Source organism: Maritalea myrionectae DSM 19524 (genome assembly GCF_000423365.1).
Classification (GTDB): domain Bacteria; phylum Pseudomonadota; class Alphaproteobacteria; order Rhizobiales; family Devosiaceae; genus Maritalea; species Maritalea myrionectae.
Genome location: NZ_AUHV01000002.1, coordinates 539,112 through 554,540 on the forward strand (window position 1 = coordinate 539,112; position 15,429 = coordinate 554,540).

Consider the following 15,429-nt stretch of genomic DNA (forward strand, 5'->3'; position numbering starts at 1 on the left):
AGCATAGGCTGGGGGAAACTATACAAAATCAATGTGTTTGTGAACCATTTGGTTGCGCGTCCGTCAAGATGGCGGGCAATTCTGCCTTTATGCGCTTGGATAAATCTTCGCGCAAGGCGCGATAAGCATCTAAACGCTGTTCGCGATTGCCCTCTTCCAAAGTGGGGTCCGCCACATCCCAGTGCAATCGCGCGCCCGCTTCATAGTCTTTGGCATCCACAGCGGCTGGCGCCTCTTCCGAAAGCGTCACAATCAGGTCAAAACTGGTGGCCACCAACTCGTCCATTGTGTGCGGCGTATGCACCGACATGTCGATGCCAATTTCTTCCATCACATCATGGACAAACCGATCCACTTGACCCGAGCGCACCCCGGCAGACCGGGCGATGAGTTCGGAGGGGAAATATTTACGCGCCAGCGCTGCGGCCATAGGGGAGCGCACTGAATTCATGGAACACACAAACAACACCGAGGGTTGTTTGTGCGCGATGCTGATAGAGCGATCGGCATAGGGTTGCACGGCACAGATCAGGGTGAACAGGCGGCGCGCCGTGTTCAAATCCATCTCCAGCTTCCCCTTGAGGCGGTCACGTAGCATTTCGGCGGCGTCATTGTGCAGGCCGCGCCGCCCCATATCCACCGCCTCAATTTGCATGGGCTGCGCGCTTTTGATCGCATCATAATAGCTGTCGCGAATGCGAAAATAATCGCGAATCATATGCCGCATCGGCGTGAGTGATAAAAAGTGGGCGGCGATGGGTTCGTTGGTTTCCGGATTACGCACATCCAAAACCAAATGATTGCCCTGAATCGATAGGTGAAGCGCAAAGGGGCCGCTTGCTCCGTTTGTCGGGGCAAAAGCATTTTCATCCACCAGGTCGTAAACCGCGATGCGCCGCTCATGCACCTCATCCGGATCAATGGAAATGATGGTTTCCGGATCCAGTGTCACGGTGACGAGTTTATCGCTATCAGGATCTAAAATGCGCATTATGCCCCTTGCCGCGTTCAACCAGCCTAGAGATTAAGCCGAATTGAGACCGAACGTCCATGGGCTTGCAAATCTTCAGCCTCGGCCAACGCAATCGCATCGGGCGCAAGGGCAGACAGCGAAGAGGGGCTGCAGCCCAAAATCGAAATACGCTTGATGAAATCATGCACATTGAGGCCAGAGGCGTATCGGGCGGAACGCGCGGTGGGCAACACATGGTTGGTGCCGCCAATATAGTCGCCAATGGCTTCGGGCGTGTGGTGGCCCAAAAAGATTGCGCCTGCGTGGCGTACTTTGTCGATATATTGCTCGGCCTTATCGAGCGACAACTCCAAATGTTCCGGCGCCATGCGGTTGGCAATATCAAAGGCTTCATCGAGATTGCTCACCTCAATGACTGCGCCATAATCTGCCCAGGACGGTCCAGCCAAATGCTTTTTCGGCAGCAACTCAAGTTGCCGCTCGACTTCCTTCATCACATCGTCCGCCAATTGCGGGCTTGTGGTGACCAAAATAGATTGGGCGGCGGTGTCGTGTTCGGCTTGGGCAAGCAGGTCCGCTGCGATCCAGGCCGGATTGGCACTATCATCGGCGATCACCAACACTTCGGACGGGCCCGCAATCATATCAATGCCCACCTTGCCAAAGACCTGCCGTTTTGCGGCAGCGACAAAGGCATTGCCTGGGCCGACAATTTTATTGACCGGCGCGATGGTTTCAGTGCCAAACGCCAAAGCGCCAATGGCTTGCGCGCCGCCAACCCGGTAAATCTCGCTTACGCCGGCGATCTTGGCTGCGGCCAAAACCGTCGGGTTCACTTTGCCGCCGGGCGTCGGCACCATCATGGCGACCCGCTCAACCCCGGCCACACGTGCCGGCGCCGTGTTCATCAACACCGATGAGGGATAGCTGGCCAAGCCGCCGGGCACATAAATACCCACGGCATCCACCGCATTCCATTTTGAACCAAGGGTAACCCCCTGCTCATCTTCAAACAATTCGTCCTTTGGCATTTGCCGCGCGTGATAGGCCGTAATCCGCTTGTAAGCGTGTTTTAGTGCCTCGATCAGTTCATCCGGGGTGTCCAAATAGGCTTGATCGATTTCGTCTTGGGTGAAGACCAGCCCCTCGGGCGTCAAATCCAGCTTGTCGAACTTTGCTGTGAGTTCAACCAATGCCGCATCGCCGCGCTGTTCAACCTGATGGAGGATTTCGGCCACACTGTCGCTAACTTCAACCGAAGATTCGCGTTTGGCATTGAGCAACAGATCAAATTTGTTTTCGAAATCAGCGTCGAAGGTGCGCAGTCTTTGCGGCATATAAGGTCCTATTATTCAATTTCGTGGGCGGGCTTGGCCTTGGCGCGCCAGGCGGCGCCCAAATCAGCCAATCGTGCTTCAAGGCATTCAACTTGCAAAGCTATAGAGCCACCACCAGCAAATTCAAGCGTGACATTGCCTGATGGCGCTTCTGTGGGTTCAAAGCGGATGGTCAACAGTTCCAAAACGCCATCTTTGGCGTTCATATCGAAGCCGGTGCTTTTGGCGCTCAGCACATGGTCAAAGTGTAGCGCGGCGCGGCGCCGTTCACCTTTTCTGGACTTATCGCCGGTTTCCCATGCAAACCGATTCATCAAAAAGGCAAAGCGTTTGTCGCCGGGCACATAGCCCATATCGCCCACTTTGATCACTGAATCTTGCGTATAAGCAGCGATCACTTCCAAGTCTTCTTGGTCTAGGGCGAGCAGTTTTAGATCAGCCATTTTTCGGTCCTTGCATTCATAACCTGTTGGCTCATACCTAATGTGTGTGGCCGCGGTTCACAATGGGCGAGCATTGATTTATTGCCTGCCCGCGTGCGCCTTAGCCCGACACACGCTCAATTTTCGCGCCACAACGGCTTAGCTTGTCTTCAAGCCGCTCAAAGCCACGATCCAGGTGATAGATGCGATTGACAATGGTTTCGCCTTCCGCGGCCAACCCGGCGATCACCAGCGAAACGGATGCCCGCAAATCGGTGGCCATCACTTGCGCGCCTTTTAGATGCTCAACACCCGTTACTTCGGCGGCCTGGCCATCAACATCGATATGTGCGCCTAAGCGTGCCAGTTCGCTGACATGCATAAACCGGTTTTCGAAAATGGTTTCGCGGATGGTGGTTGTGCCATCGGCACGGCTCATCAGGGCCATATATTGTGCCTGCAAGTCCGTTGGGAAGCCCGGATATTCCGACACATCAACATCGATGGATTTGATGCCGCTGCCATTTTTGACAATGCGGATACCGTCTTCTTCTTCGATCACTTGAGCGCCCGTTTCTTTCAACACATCCAGCGCGGCGCGCAAATGCTCTGCATTCGCGCCTTTCAGCAATACGTTGCCGCCCGTCATCGCGACAGCCATGGCATAGGTGCCCGTTTCGATGCGATCGGGGATCACATCAACTTCAGCGCCATGCAAGGTGTCGACGCCCTCAATGGTCAGTGTGCGCGTGCCCACCCCTTCAATCTTGGCGCCCATGGCAATCAGGCATTCGGCCAGATTTGTCACTTCGGGTTCCATCGCCGCATTTTCGATCACTGAGGTGCCCTCAGCCAAGGATGCCGCCATCATGATCACGTGGGTCGCCCCAACAGAGATGCGCGGCAACACAACTTTACCGCCTTTGAGGCGGCCGCCGGGCGCTTTTGCGTTCACATAGCCGCCATCAATTTCGATTTCGGCGCCGAGTTGCTGCAAACCATCAATATAAAAATCTACCGGGCGTGTGCCGATCGCACAGCCACCGGGCATCGAAACGCGCGCTTCGCCCATCCGGGCTAAAAGCGGTCCGATCACCCAAAAGCTTGCCCGCATAGTAGAGACCAATTCGTAAGGTGCACATGTGTCCACAATGTCATGAGCGGTAAATGTGATGCGCTGGCCCTGCATTTCATCGTCGCCGCGGCGACGCCCCTGCACGGCAATATCAACCCCATGATTTTCCAAAATACGCTCAAGCTGCTTCACATCGGCCAGCCGCGGCACATTGTTGAGCACCAGCGGGTCTTTAGTGAGCAAAGATGCAATCATGAGCGGCAATGCGGCATTTTTCGCGCCAGAAATTGGCAGCTCACCATTAAGTTCATTGCCACCAACCAATCGAATGCGATCCATATTAATTCCTTTTAGACTGACCCGACAGGGGATCTCAGATTTGTTTTGACGCACCTTATGAACAAAAATGCGGCCAAAAGGTAGCATTTAAGCGCGCACAATCGCACTTATTGCTTATTTTCCTTCATTTTTTCAAACACGCTTGGTTTGCCCTTGGGGCGCTCTGCCAAGCCTGTTGGCGCCTCAACCCGCGCTTTCGATTGGGTTTTGCGGCGCCGCAAATTGGCCCGCAACTGGGCGGCCAAACGTTCTTTTTTCAGCTCGTCTTTGGTTTTTTGTTTCTCAGACATCATCACTTCAATCGTGCATTTTTTGGGTGAAAAACGGGCTCTTACCTATTTGACCTGTTTCTTGCACGTTTTTTATGTGTCCGTCCAGTTTTCCCCTTGCGTTGAACAAATCATTGTGGCAGTAACCACGGCGCTTGATGCGAAAACAATCGCATCAATTTTGATCGCCACAAAGATCATATATGCTGCCGTAGCTCAGGGGTAGAGCACTCCCTTGGTAAGGGAGAGGCCGAGAGTTCAATTCTCTCCGGCAGCACCATTTCTCAAATTACAATCGTTTTTCATCTCATGGCGATCCGCTTCGCCCGAGGCTTGCATTGAATTGAACGATTCGGCTGTGCCAATTTTTGGCAACCGCCTTGCTGATGTCCGAAAAATCCGTACGCTGCAGTCCAGTTGTGTTTTATCGAGGCGGCCATGTCAGAAATTCAATTGGAGGACAGCTGGAAACAGGCGCTGGCGGATGAGTTTTCCAGCACCTATATGCAACAGCTAAAGTCATTTTTGCTGGAGCGAAAAACCAATGGCGCGACTATTTTTCCAGCCGGGTCGAACTTTTTCCGGGCATTGGATTTAACGCCGTTAGAAGACGTCAAAGTCGTGATTTTGGGTCAGGACCCTTATCATGGCCCGGGGCAAGCGCATGGGCTAAGCTTCAGCGTGCGTCCCGGCGTCCGCATTCCGCCTTCTCTGCTGAATATTTATAAAGAAATTGAACGTGATTTAGGCCTTCCGCGACCTCAACATGGTTTTTTGGAAAATTGGGCAAAGCAAGGCGTATTGTTGCTTAATAGCGTGCTGACTGTGGAACAAGGGCAAGCCGGTGCGCATCAGGGCAAAGGGTGGGAGCGATTTACCGACGCGGTGATTGAAAAAATCAACGCGCAGGGGCACCCCACCGTCTTTATGCTTTGGGGCAGCTATGCGCAGAAAAAGGCCAGCTTTATCAATCAAGACAAGCATTTGGTGCTCAAGGCCCCTCACCCATCGCCCCTGTCGGCCCATCGCGGTTTTTTGGGCTGCGGTCATTTTTCAAAAGCCAATGCGTTTTTGTCGGCGCAGGGCCGCGATCCGATTGATTGGCGTCTTCCCGAACAGGTAGAAACCAGCTAGCATCACGGTCCAACCTAATCTTTGCGTTCTGGCGAGGTTCCTATGCCCTATGTTGACAGTTATTATGCGGACAACCGCATCAGTATCGCTCCGTTTGCAGCGCTAACCGAGCATATCCAGGCCGATATTTGTGTGGTTGGCGCCGGGCTGGCGGGTCTCACGGCGGCCCGGGAACTTGCGGCCGCTGGCAAATCGGTTTGTCTTTTGGAGGCGCACGATATTGGTTGGGGCGCATCTGGGCGCAATGGTGGCTTTGTGTCTGACGGTTATGCCGAGGGCATGGGGGCGCTTGAGAAAAAGCTGGGCCGCGATCACGCCAAAGCGCTCTTCGCCCTTTCGCAAGAAGGCACACAATATGTCAAAGACCGCATGGCGGGCTTCGCTATTCCTCAGCTGCCCATGGGCCGCAACTGGCTTTCGGTGGTGCGCCATGATGTGGGCGACGCCATGTTGCGCCACGCGGCGCAGATGAACACCGAATATGGCGCCAATTATGAAGCGCGCAGCACCGAAGAAGTGCGGGCCTCGCTTAAGTCAGCCAGCTATTTTCAAGGGCTGGAAGATGGCAACGCCATCCATATCCAGCCGCTAAACTATGCGCTTGGCTTGGCTGATGATGCTCGTGCGCAAGGGGCGCAAATATTTGTTCAAAGCCCAGCGACAGATTTACAAAAGCTGCGCGATGGCTTTGAGTTCACCACTTCAAACGGATCACGCATTAATTGCGGCCAAGTGATTTTGTGTGGCTCTGCCTATATGCACCATCTTTACCCCCGCATCGAAGGCGCCGTTTTGCCCGTGGCGACTTATGTCGTCACCTCAGCAAAACGACCCGATTTACTGGAAAACGCGATCACTTATCGCGGCTGCATTTCTGATAATCGCCGCGCTGGCGACTATTATCGGCTGGTTGATGAGGGCCAGCGCTTGCTATGGGGTGGGCGCATCACGACACAACGGTCCGAACCTAAAAAACTCGCAACTCTTCTTAAGAACGACATCGCGAAGATTTATCCACAATTGAGTGAACTTGAAATTGAATATGCATGGTCCGGTCTGATGGGATATTGCGTGCACAAAATGCCCGTGTTGCGCGAGCTGGAACCGGGCCTTTGGACGGCCACAGCAACCGGCGGGCATGGCTTAAACACCACGGCAACCATCGGCAAAGTGGTGGCTGAGGCGGTTGCGGGTACGTCGGATCGTTATCAATTGTTCGCTCCTTTCAAAGCCCAGTGGGGCGGCGGCCTGCTGGGTCGGCTGGGCACGCAAATGAGCTATTGGGCGATGCAGGCACAAGACCGATGGGATGAACGGCGCTAGCTTTTTACTTGCTTGCATTCAACGCTAAAAACACATTCAATACGGCCAATTGGCATGCGGAGGGGAACCAAATGCAACGAGTTAAGTCAGCGATAAAATGGACCGTCTCGGCAGTAATCTTGGTTCTGATAGGGGCCATCGGATTCTTGCTGATTTCACCCCCCGATTTATTGCGGGTGGGCACCAATTACGCTGCCAAAATCGTCTGTTCCAACGTGTTTATTGCGGACCGTGATCCACAATTGGTGCTGCGCGAAGATGTTCAAGCGCCGGGGCATCCCTTGTTGCGCTACGTACAAATTGATGTCGACCGGGATCAACAGCAGGTGGAAGCGCGGCTGTTGGGCATATTTGCCACTGGCACCGCCGTATATCGTGAGGGGTTTGGCTGTGCTTCGCTGCCTTCAGGGGAGAGAAGCAATCTGGCCGATACAACGCTGAAACGTCCCGAGTTTGATCAGTTTGATCCCAATGCCATATGGCCGTTGGGTGATAAAGTCATCCAAACGCAAAGTGATCGTTTGCAGGATCTGCTCGATAATTCTGCGCTGAGAGGGCCGAATATGCGCGCAATTGTTGTTGTGCATAAGGGCCGCATTATCGGCGAACGCTATGGTGATGGGTTTGACGCCAAAACCCCTTTGATTGGCTGGTCCATGACCAAAACGGTCAATGCCGCCCTGATTGGCGCGTTGCTGACGGAGGATTTCACGCTCAATCGCACTGACTTGCTTTCCAATTGGCATAATGACACCCGCGCAAATATCAGCCTGAAAATGCTGATGGGCATGGAAAGCGGGTTGGCTTGGAATGAAGATTATGGCGATGTGTCGGATGTCACGCGCATGCTTTATCTGACCGAAGACGCAGCGGCCTTCGCCGCGGAAAAACCGCTACAGGACGATATCGGCAACGCCAAGTTTGAATATTCATCCGGCACAAGCGTTATTCTTTCGCGCATCTGGCAAAACCAGTTGGGCAAAAACTCAATTTTTTGGCCCGACCGGGCGCTGTTCGAACCTTTGGGTATGCGCAGCGCTGTGTTCGAAACAGACGCCAGCGGGACCTTTATGGGGTCCTCCTATCTCTATGCGACCGCGCAGGATTGGGCACGGTTCGGTTTGCTGCTTGCGTCTGGGGGCAAATGGTATGGCAACGACATCCTGCCCGAAACCTATTATGACTTTATGGTTTCACCTACGCCGAAGTCTGTGACGCCATGGGGCGAAAACGAGTATGGGCAGGGTCAAGTCTGGCTTAATGGACCACGCGGCCAAACGCCGGATCAGCTCGATCCGGATGCAGGCTTTGGCCTACCCGATGATATGATTTGGATGTCGGGCCACGATGGTCAATCGATCGCCATCAGCCAAGACGCTGAGCTGGTTGTGGTGCGCATGGGGCTTACCCCTTCGCGGTGGGGCTACAAACCGCAACCCTTGGTCGCCGCTATTCTTGAGGCCTTGCCGGAATAGGCTTGCCTGCCCTGCTAATGGGTATCGCCCGCATTGAGCTTGATGTCATCGCCTTTATGAAAAGCGGCGCGCCAAATGGCGCGTCTTAGCGCCTCGGCCATTTGTGACAAGGGCAGATGTGGCACCTCGCCTGATGTTGGTGAAAGACATTCGGTCGCCTGCGGCACATGGACAAAACCCGCGCGCGTTTTGGGGTAGTTGCAGGCGCAAAGGTGCAGCACGCCATACATCAGGTGATTGCACACAAATGTCCCGGCGCTAAACGAGATGGCGCTGGGCACCTGTGTCTCCATCTCTTTCACCATCAGATTTATTGGCAGGGTGGAAAAATAGGCTGTGGGACCATCAGGAAATATCGTTTCGCCCACCGGTTGATGGCCCGCATTGTCGGGAATGCGAAAGTCATCAAAATTGATGGCAACTTTCTCCGGCGTTATTGCCGCGCGGCCCACGGCGACACCGAGGGCCACGACCATATCGGGAGCCTGTTGCTGCATCAACTCATCGAGCTTATCTAGGGCTGCATAGCGTTCAACCGGCAAAATCGCGCTGACGATTTCCGCATCACCATCACTCGCGCCATTTAGCAGTTTTGCCAATTGTTCGGACGGATTTTGCTGTTCATTGCCGAATGGCTCAAATCCTGTCAGCAAAATCTTCATGTCGTCCAATCCTATTGCGCCAAACCGCCCATCAGCACATATTTTAGCTCAAGATAATCATCCAAGCCATAGCGGGAACCTTCACGGCCAAGACCGGACTGTTTGATGCCGCCGAACGGGGCTTCAACCGCAGAGGTAACGCCCTCATTGACACCAACAATACCGCATTCGATGGCTTCGGCCACGCGCCAAACCCGGCCCAAATCATTGGAGAAGAAATATCCGGCCAAGCCAAATTCTGAATCATTGGCCAAAGCAATGGCGTCAGCCTCATCATCAAACTTGATCACTGGCGCCACGGGGCCAAAAATTTCCTCGCGCAGCACGCGCGCATCGCGGCTTACGTCGCGCAAAATAGTTGGCTCATAGAAAAGCTCGCCCTTGTCGCTCCCGCGTCCGCCAATTGTGGCCGAAGCGCCTTTTTCCAGCGCATCACCAACCAATTCTTCAACTTTGGCTACCGCCTTCTTATTGATCAGCGGCCCCAGCACCACATCATGATCAAATGCGCCGCCGACTTTTAGCTCGGCCACCTTTTCGCTGAACTTCGTGACAAACTCATCATAGATGCCCGCTTGAACATATAGGCGGTTGGCACACACACATGTCTGTCCCGAATTACGGTATTTAGAGGCCACGGCCCCTTCTACGGCCCGATCAATATCGGCATCATCGAACACGATAAAGGGAGCATTGCCGCCCAACTCAAGCGATAGTTTTTTGATCGTCTGTGCGCCATTGCGCATAATAATGCGCCCTACATCTGTGGAGCCGGTGAAAGAGACCTTTGCCACATCATTATGGGTTGTCAGCACATCGCCCACCGCTTGTGCGGTGCTGGTGGGCACAATATTGATCACCCCGTCTGGCACACCGGCTTCTTTGGCCATTTGCGCCAATGCCAGCGCCGACAATGGCGTGTCTTCCGCCGGTTTGATTACAATGGGGCAGCCAGCGGCCAGCGCAGGCGCTGCCTTGCGCGCAATCATCGCATTGGGAAAGTTCCACGGTGTGATCGCAGCAACCACCCCAACGGGCTGTTTCATCACCAGGATGCGTGCATCAGCTTTATGGCTTGGCACAATGTCGCCATAGGTGCGGCGGGCTTCTTCGGCAAACCATTCAATGTAGGCCGCGCCGTAGCGAATTTCCCCCAGCGCTTCAGCGAAAGGCTTGCCCTGCTCGGTTGAAAGCAATGCCGCCAGCTCTTCATCATGGGCCATGACAATATCGAACCAATTGCGCATAATCTGGCAGCGTTCTTTGGCTGTTTTGTTGGCCCATGGCCGAAATGCAGCCTTGGCCGCAGCGACCGCGCTTTGCGCGTCGTCAGCATTGCAATCCGCAATATTTGCAACGATGTCGCCAGTGGCTGGATTGGTTACGGCAAAAGTGTCACCCGATTTTGCGTCGACCCACTCGCCATTGATAAATGCTTTTTTATTCAGAACCTGTTCGAACGACATTCTATCCCCTACCTACCAAGCCATACTCGTTTGCACGATTTTGGCATCAGGCTAGCCTGTCGATAGGGACATGTCATTAATCAAATAGACGAATTACATGATGATTTTGAATGTCTTGGTCACAAATTTTGATGATTAGTTTTTAGGCCGAAGGCTGGGACATTCGGAACATCCTGTTACCAATTGGCACGGCATGATCGTGCAATCGATTGGTGCCTGCGTCATCTCGTAAAGCCGCCATAATTTGGAGCGGCGACCGGATTTCACAACAATCAAAGCATCATTTTGAGCGCTGATCAGCTTGTGGATTTCCTGAATATCGTTGCTTGCGACAATTTCGCAATCGCCCAGCGTACCCTTGAGCTTGTCTGCCGCCCTGAACGCGCCATCGACACCGATGATCATTTGGCAATGTGGGGCGATTTCTCGCATAATCTGACGGTAAGCGCGCGACCCGGTGTTGCCTGTGTCCGAGATTTGCCCGAGGACAACGACTAATTTGCCGTTCTTCATTTCGCTGACGTCGGCGGCAAACAGTTTGGTTGCCCAGTATGGTGCCTTAAACGCATCCATCAACAAATGTTGGCCTGATGCGGTTTTATGAATGCTCATATGGTTTTTCATTGGCTCGATATCCGCCAATGCTGCAATTGCGGGCTCAAGCGGCAGCCCTTTTGCATGGAGCGCGGCCAGCGCCGCGAGGATGCTGGTCAGCAGCATAGTGCCGACAAATCTTGTTTTCACCGGATAGGATCTGCCTTCAACATAAAGGGTGAAACAAAGGCGCGATTTCCAATCAGCAGAGACGATTTCAGCACGCACGGCGGCATCGGCCGCACGGCCATAGCTTATAAGACCAATATTGCGCTTATTATCTGCGGCCAGACGGGCCAGGTGTGGATCGTCAATGTTCAAACACGCGACACCCTCAGGCTTTAACGCGTCGAGCAGCTTGGATTTCTCTGCCAAAATCGCGTCTTCGGACTTAAAAGCGGATATATGGTCGCCACCAATGGTGGTTAGCACGGCGATATCTAGCGGCACATCGGCCACCAGATAATCGAGGTAACCCGGCTCACCGCCGGAGATTTCCTGCTCCACAGTCTGGCGGCTTCTGTTCAGCTTTCGCAAAGAGCGATAAACCCAACGCTTGGAGTTGTTGCCCAGCCCTGCATACACGGGCTCGGCATAGCCTTTCGCCAACATCTCAGACAAAATCTTGGTGGCGGTGGATTTGCCACAACTGCCCGTTATGCCGACAATGTATGGGTTTAGCTCTTCTATCTTTTTCTTGGCTTTGCGGCGCTCTATGCCCCCAATGACCTTGTAATAGTAAGGTTCCAGCCGCTCTGCCCAAGCCAGATTTAAAGTTTTCAAAGCTTTGTTCATAGGGGAGCTTGGTTCCGCAATTGAAAATGTTATCGTCTAATCTGAGGCGAGATGTTTGGCAGCAGGCATTTCTGATCCGATTTAGGATCACACCCGTTACTTTACAGAATACGGAGTTTAAAATGGCAAGAAAAATACTTATTTGGGCAATTTTTTACGCGGCGACAATTGTTGCGGCAAGCAGCGCGGTTTTGTGGGAAATTCAATCCTATTATTTCGCGCTTGAACAGCCGTTTTACGCGCCGCCCGCTTGGTTGTTCGGGCCGGTCTGGACCATTCTCTACATTTTTATTGCAACGATCGGCTATCGTATTGTGATGGCGCCGCAAAGTGACATTAAGCCGATATTGATCGCCCTTTGGACGTTGCAGTTTGCTTTGAACACCATTTGGACACCGAGCTTTTTCGGGGCGCAAAATCTTGGCGTCGCCCTGATCTATATTGCCGCGCTCGACGTAACCGTGCTGATCACCATGGTGTTGTTGTGGTCACGTGACCGAATAAGCTTTTGGTTAGCCGCGCCCTATATGGCGTGGATAGGTTTTGCCACGGCATTGAACGCAGGCTTTCTCATCCTGAACGGATAAATCTCCTCCCTCCTCACCTCCGGCTCATCTTGATACAAGGTGGGCCATTTTTTTGCGCTGTCTGAATTATTGACTTTCAAAATTTAAAGTAATACTTGGTTTTATAATGATGAGGAGAGCAAAATGTCACCGCGCGCAATTTCCAGTTTGGCCAAAACCCTTTCAATCTTCCTCTTGATTGCCTCCATCTTGATCCCCGTTATGTTTTTTGCATTTGTCGTGTTTGCCAATTCATTGGAGCTATCGCTGCTGGGCAACGCCACAATCAATTTACAAGCGGACGACTTCACGCCCACTATGCGCGCCATTCTGGGCCTATTTGCGCTTGGCTATCTCACCCCATTGTTGGTTGGTTTTGCAGGACTGCGGCAAACATTTGATGAAGCGGCGGCGGGCCGTTGGTTATCCGCGATGTCTGTCGCCGGCTTTCAGCGCTTCGCCTGGGCCAATTTGGCCCTGCTGGTTTATGAGATTTTTGGCGGCGCATTTTTGGTCACCTATGTGCGCTTGCAGCAGGTGCCGAACCAGATCTCCTTTATGTTTGGGTTGACCACAGAGTTTTTCACCGCTTTGTTTATCGCCTTGGCGATTCTGGTTGTGGCGCATATTTTTGCCGCCGGCAGAAATGCTTATGAAGAGAACCAAACATTTGTTTAGGCTGATTTATGCCCATTGTTGTTAATCTTGATGTGATGCTGGCCAAGCGCAAAATGCGGCTGAAAACGCTGTCAGAACGCGTGTCGCTGACCGAGCAGAATCTATCAATGATCAAAACCGGCAAAGCCAAGGGTATGCGCTTCGAAACATTGGCAAAAATTTGTGATGTTTTGGACTGCCAACCCGGTGATCTTCTCGAATATGTGCCCGACGAAGAGGCCGACGCATAGCTGTTTTCACATGGTTGTGATGGAAAAGCGCCCGGAAATTCTAGGTATTTAACCAAATTCAATTGCAATCATTAACGGGTTCGCGTTATTGCATATATTGGTCGCGAAAAAAGTCTCATCAATTGACCTGCGTCATGTTGCCGGATCGCATGCATGATAATTTGCGACTAAGTTGGCCTTGTGGTTAATGGCCGACACGGGCATGAAATATAGGGGACGAGTTGATGGATTATCGCGGACTTTTTGAAGACGCCATCGACACACTACGTCGCGAAAAGCGCTATCGTGTATTTGCTGATCTGGAGCGGGTTGCCGGAAAGTTTCCGCGTGCCGTGTTCCGTGACGCGGCAGACAATGCCCGCGAAATCACCATTTGGTGCTCAAATGATTATTTGGGCATGGGCCAAAATGACAAGGTGATCACCGCCATGCAGGAAACTGCTGGCAAGCTGGGCGCTGGCGCTGGCGGCACCCGCAATATTTCTGGCACCAACCGGCCTTTGGTTGAGCTTGAGCGTTCGCTCGCTGACCTACACAAAAAAGAGGCCTCTTTGGTGTTCACTTCTGGCTTTGTGTCCAACGAAGCCGCGATTTCAACCATCGCCCGGTTGATCCCGAATTGCCTGGTGCTGTCTGACCAGTTGAACCATGCTTCCATGATCGCGGGCGTGCGCCAGTCTGGGGTTGAAAAGAAAATTTTCCGCCATAATGACATGGCGCATTTGCGTGAGCTGCTTGAAGCTGCTGGCAAAGACCGTCCGAAATTGATCGTTTTCGAATCAGTTTATTCCATGGACGGTGACGTGGCACCGATCAAAGAGATCGCTGATCTGGCCGAAGAATTTAATGCCCTCACCTATATTGATGAAGTGCATGCGGTTGGCATGTATGGGCCACGCGGCGCGGGCATTTGCGAACGCGAAGGTTTGATGGATCGCATCGACATTATTGAAGGCACCATGGCCAAGGCGTTTGGCGTGATGGGCGGCTATATCACGGCCAGCCAGCCAATCGTTGATGCTGTGCGCTCTTATGCGTCCGAATTTATCTTTACCACGGCTTTGCCCCCTGCTCTTTGTGCCGCAGCGCGCGCCTCTATTGATCATTTGAAGCAATCAAGTGCTGAGCGTGAAGGCCAACAACGGCAAGCGCAGCGCACCAAAGAGATTTTGGGCGCAGCCGGCCTACCGGTTATGCCAACTGAAACACACATTGTGCCGATCATTGTTGGCGAAGCGCGGGGCTGTAAAGCGGCCAGCGACATGCTGTTGGAAAAGCATAATATTTATATTCAGCCGATCAATTACCCCACTGTGCCGAAAGACACAGAGCGGCTGCGGATCACCCCAACCCCATTGCACAATGATGAGATGATCTTTGAACTGCGCGATGCCTTGTTGCAAGTTTGGGATCAATTGGGTCTGCCGAAAAATATCGACACCTCACAATTGACCGCTCAAGCGCTCAATTCAGGTGATTTGGTGTTGCCAACGATTGGTGGCTAATAATTTGGCATGAGTTGCCAACTACGCGTATTTCGGCCAGTCCGGCAGATTGTGGGGCTGGCCGATTTGTTTTTGCCTCACCCGTTAGCATCAGCGTCATAGGCATCGCGTGCGGCGCGTACATCACTAAAGTTAGATGTCGCCCAATCCACTAGCTCTTTGAGCGGGACCAGCATGGATCGCCCAAGCGGTGTCAGGCCATATTCCACACTCGGCGGCTTGGTTGGGTGAACCGTGCGATATACATATCCGTCGCGTTCGAGATCGCGTAGCGTTTGGGTCAACATCCGCTGAGAAATATCAGGGACCAGGCGACGTAACTCACCAAAGCGATAGGGCCGTTCGCCAAGCGCTTGCAGCAATAACGTACTCCACTTACTGAAGATTCCTTGCATCACCTGACGCACAGGGCAGTTTTCCAACGATTGGCCTTCTGGCAATCCCTGCAATTGGCGGGCAAAATTATTGTTTGCTTCCATAGGTGGTTCCCTTTTCGTAACCATCGGCAGAAAAACTGCCTACTTTTCTTCTGCGCACAAAAGATTATCTTGCACCAACTCTCAAATCGAGAGCAACCCACTTTATG

Annotated in this window: 16 protein-coding genes, 1 tRNA gene and 1 pseudogene; 8 read left to right on the plus strand and 10 right to left on the minus strand. The window is 52.9% G+C overall.

Features of this window, described 5'->3' with window-relative positions; all coding sequences use genetic code 11:
* Positions 1–28: 28 nt before the first annotated feature.
* The 6 genes and pseudogenes from G549_RS21995 to G549_RS0102770 form a co-directional block, all read right to left on the minus strand.
* Positions 29–520, minus strand: a complete 492-nt coding sequence (locus G549_RS21995) for an arsenate reductase ArsC (protein ID WP_281273953.1) — start codon at positions 518–520, stop codon at positions 29–31.
* Between the two features lie 6 nt (positions 521–526).
* Positions 527–991, minus strand: a pseudogene (locus tag G549_RS22000) (UPF0262 family protein); the annotation flags it as partial.
* A 26-nt stretch (positions 992–1,017) separates the two neighbouring features.
* Positions 1,018–2,310, minus strand: a complete 1,293-nt coding sequence (hisD, locus tag G549_RS0102755; protein WP_027833739.1) for a histidinol dehydrogenase — start codon at positions 2,308–2,310, stop codon at positions 1,018–1,020.
* An 11-nt stretch (positions 2,311–2,321) separates the two neighbouring features.
* The gene (locus G549_RS0102760; RefSeq protein ID WP_027833740.1) at positions 2,322–2,753 is read right to left on the minus strand and encodes a DUF2948 family protein; all 432 of its coding nucleotides are present in this window, start codon (positions 2,751–2,753) and stop codon (positions 2,322–2,324) included.
* A 100-nt stretch (positions 2,754–2,853) separates the two neighbouring features.
* Positions 2,854–4,146, minus strand: coding sequence for a UDP-N-acetylglucosamine 1-carboxyvinyltransferase (gene murA, locus G549_RS0102765; RefSeq protein WP_027833741.1), 1,293 nt, complete (start codon positions 4,144–4,146; stop codon positions 2,854–2,856).
* Between the two features lie 107 nt (positions 4,147–4,253).
* Positions 4,254–4,439, minus strand: a complete 186-nt coding sequence (locus G549_RS0102770; protein ID WP_027833742.1) for a hypothetical protein — start codon at positions 4,437–4,439, stop codon at positions 4,254–4,256.
* A 181-nt stretch (positions 4,440–4,620) separates the two neighbouring features.
* Between G549_RS0102770 and G549_RS0102780 the strand changes: the two genes are divergently transcribed.
* The 4 genes from G549_RS0102780 (at position 4,621) to G549_RS0102800 (ending at position 8,347) form a co-directional block, all read left to right on the plus strand.
* A tRNA-Thr gene (locus G549_RS0102780) sits at positions 4,621–4,695 on the plus strand.
* Between the two features lie 158 nt (positions 4,696–4,853).
* Positions 4,854–5,549 (plus strand): uracil-DNA glycosylase, encoded by a 696-nt coding sequence (gene ung, locus G549_RS0102790; protein ID WP_027833744.1) that lies wholly within the window; start codon positions 4,854–4,856, stop codon positions 5,547–5,549.
* A gap of 42 nt (positions 5,550–5,591) precedes the next feature.
* The gene (locus G549_RS0102795; protein WP_027833745.1) at positions 5,592–6,872 is read left to right on the plus strand and encodes an NAD(P)/FAD-dependent oxidoreductase; all 1,281 of its coding nucleotides are present in this window, start codon (positions 5,592–5,594) and stop codon (positions 6,870–6,872) included.
* A 146-nt stretch (positions 6,873–7,018) separates the two neighbouring features.
* A complete protein-coding gene (locus G549_RS0102800) occupies positions 7,019–8,347 on the plus strand; it encodes a serine hydrolase domain-containing protein (protein ID WP_343251104.1) in 1,329 nt (442 codons plus the stop codon).
* Positions 8,348–8,361: 14 nt separating this feature from the next.
* On the opposite strand, the gene pcp is transcribed toward G549_RS0102800, so the two are convergent.
* The 3 genes from pcp to G549_RS0102815 all read right to left on the minus strand — a co-directional run bounded on the left by pcp (position 8,362) and on the right by G549_RS0102815 (position 11,864).
* Positions 8,362–9,009, minus strand: a complete 648-nt coding sequence (pcp, locus tag G549_RS0102805) for a pyroglutamyl-peptidase I (protein WP_027833747.1) — start codon at positions 9,007–9,009, stop codon at positions 8,362–8,364.
* 11 nt (positions 9,010–9,020) lie between these two features.
* Positions 9,021–10,475 carry an NAD-dependent succinate-semialdehyde dehydrogenase gene (locus G549_RS0102810; protein ID WP_036220868.1) on the minus strand — a complete coding sequence of 485 codons (1,455 nt, stop codon included), beginning with the start codon at positions 10,473–10,475 and terminating at the stop codon, positions 9,021–9,023.
* A 135-nt stretch (positions 10,476–10,610) separates the two neighbouring features.
* Positions 10,611–11,864 carry a Mur ligase family protein gene (locus G549_RS0102815; protein WP_027833749.1) on the minus strand — a complete coding sequence of 418 codons (1,254 nt, stop codon included), beginning with the start codon at positions 11,862–11,864 and terminating at the stop codon, positions 10,611–10,613.
* Between the two features lie 122 nt (positions 11,865–11,986).
* On the opposite strand from G549_RS0102815, the gene G549_RS18745 reads away from it, so the two are divergent.
* From G549_RS18745 to hemA, 4 genes are all read left to right on the plus strand, one after another.
* A complete protein-coding gene (locus G549_RS18745) occupies positions 11,987–12,451 on the plus strand; it encodes a TspO/MBR family protein (protein WP_036220870.1) in 465 nt (154 codons plus the stop codon).
* A 123-nt stretch (positions 12,452–12,574) separates the two neighbouring features.
* Positions 12,575–13,108, plus strand: coding sequence for a hypothetical protein (locus G549_RS0102825; protein ID WP_027833750.1), 534 nt, complete (start codon positions 12,575–12,577; stop codon positions 13,106–13,108).
* A gap of 8 nt (positions 13,109–13,116) precedes the next feature.
* Positions 13,117–13,338 carry a helix-turn-helix domain-containing protein gene (locus G549_RS0102830; protein ID WP_027833751.1) on the plus strand — a complete coding sequence of 74 codons (222 nt, stop codon included), beginning with the start codon at positions 13,117–13,119 and terminating at the stop codon, positions 13,336–13,338.
* 224 nt (positions 13,339–13,562) lie between these two features.
* On the plus strand, positions 13,563–14,843 hold the full coding sequence (hemA, locus tag G549_RS18750; protein ID WP_036220873.1) for a 5-aminolevulinate synthase: 1,281 nt from the start codon (positions 13,563–13,565) through the stop codon (positions 14,841–14,843).
* A gap of 77 nt (positions 14,844–14,920) precedes the next feature.
* On the opposite strand, the gene G549_RS0102840 is transcribed toward hemA, so the two are convergent.
* Positions 14,921–15,322 carry a winged helix-turn-helix transcriptional regulator gene (locus tag G549_RS0102840; protein ID WP_027833752.1) on the minus strand — a complete coding sequence of 134 codons (402 nt, stop codon included), beginning with the start codon at positions 15,320–15,322 and terminating at the stop codon, positions 14,921–14,923.
* Between the last annotated feature and the right edge of the window lie 107 nt (positions 15,323–15,429).

Bases quoted from the DNA above. Each gene is read 5' to 3' on its own strand.
- hisD (WP_027833739.1), bottom strand. From the start codon at position 2,310: ATGCCGCAAAGACTGCGCACCTTCGACGCTGATTTCGAAAACAAATTT.
- G549_RS0102760 (WP_027833740.1), bottom strand. From the start codon at position 2,753: ATGGCTGATCTAAAACTGCTCGCCCTAGACCAAGAAGACTTGGAAGTG.
- murA (WP_027833741.1), bottom strand. From the start codon at position 4,146: ATGGATCGCATTCGATTGGTTGGTGGCAATGAACTTAATGGTGAGCTG.
- G549_RS0102770 (WP_027833742.1), bottom strand. From the start codon at position 4,439: ATGATGTCTGAGAAACAAAAAACCAAAGACGAGCTGAAAAAAGAACGT.
- ung (WP_027833744.1), top strand. From the start codon at position 4,854: ATGTCAGAAATTCAATTGGAGGACAGCTGGAAACAGGCGCTGGCGGAT.
- G549_RS0102795 (WP_027833745.1), top strand. From the start codon at position 5,592: ATGCCCTATGTTGACAGTTATTATGCGGACAACCGCATCAGTATCGCT.
- pcp (WP_027833747.1), bottom strand. From the start codon at position 9,009: ATGAAGATTTTGCTGACAGGATTTGAGCCATTCGGCAATGAACAGCAA.
- G549_RS0102810 (WP_036220868.1), bottom strand. From the start codon at position 10,475: ATGTCGTTCGAACAGGTTCTGAATAAAAAAGCATTTATCAATGGCGAG.
- G549_RS0102815 (WP_027833749.1), bottom strand. From the start codon at position 11,864: ATGAACAAAGCTTTGAAAACTTTAAATCTGGCTTGGGCAGAGCGGCTG.
- G549_RS18745 (WP_036220870.1), top strand. From the start codon at position 11,987: ATGGCAAGAAAAATACTTATTTGGGCAATTTTTTACGCGGCGACAATT.
- G549_RS0102825 (WP_027833750.1), top strand. From the start codon at position 12,575: ATGTCACCGCGCGCAATTTCCAGTTTGGCCAAAACCCTTTCAATCTTC.
- G549_RS0102830 (WP_027833751.1), top strand. From the start codon at position 13,117: ATGCCCATTGTTGTTAATCTTGATGTGATGCTGGCCAAGCGCAAAATG.
- hemA (WP_036220873.1), top strand. From the start codon at position 13,563: ATGGATTATCGCGGACTTTTTGAAGACGCCATCGACACACTACGTCGC.
- G549_RS0102840 (WP_027833752.1), bottom strand. From the start codon at position 15,322: ATGGAAGCAAACAATAATTTTGCCCGCCAATTGCAGGGATTGCCAGAA.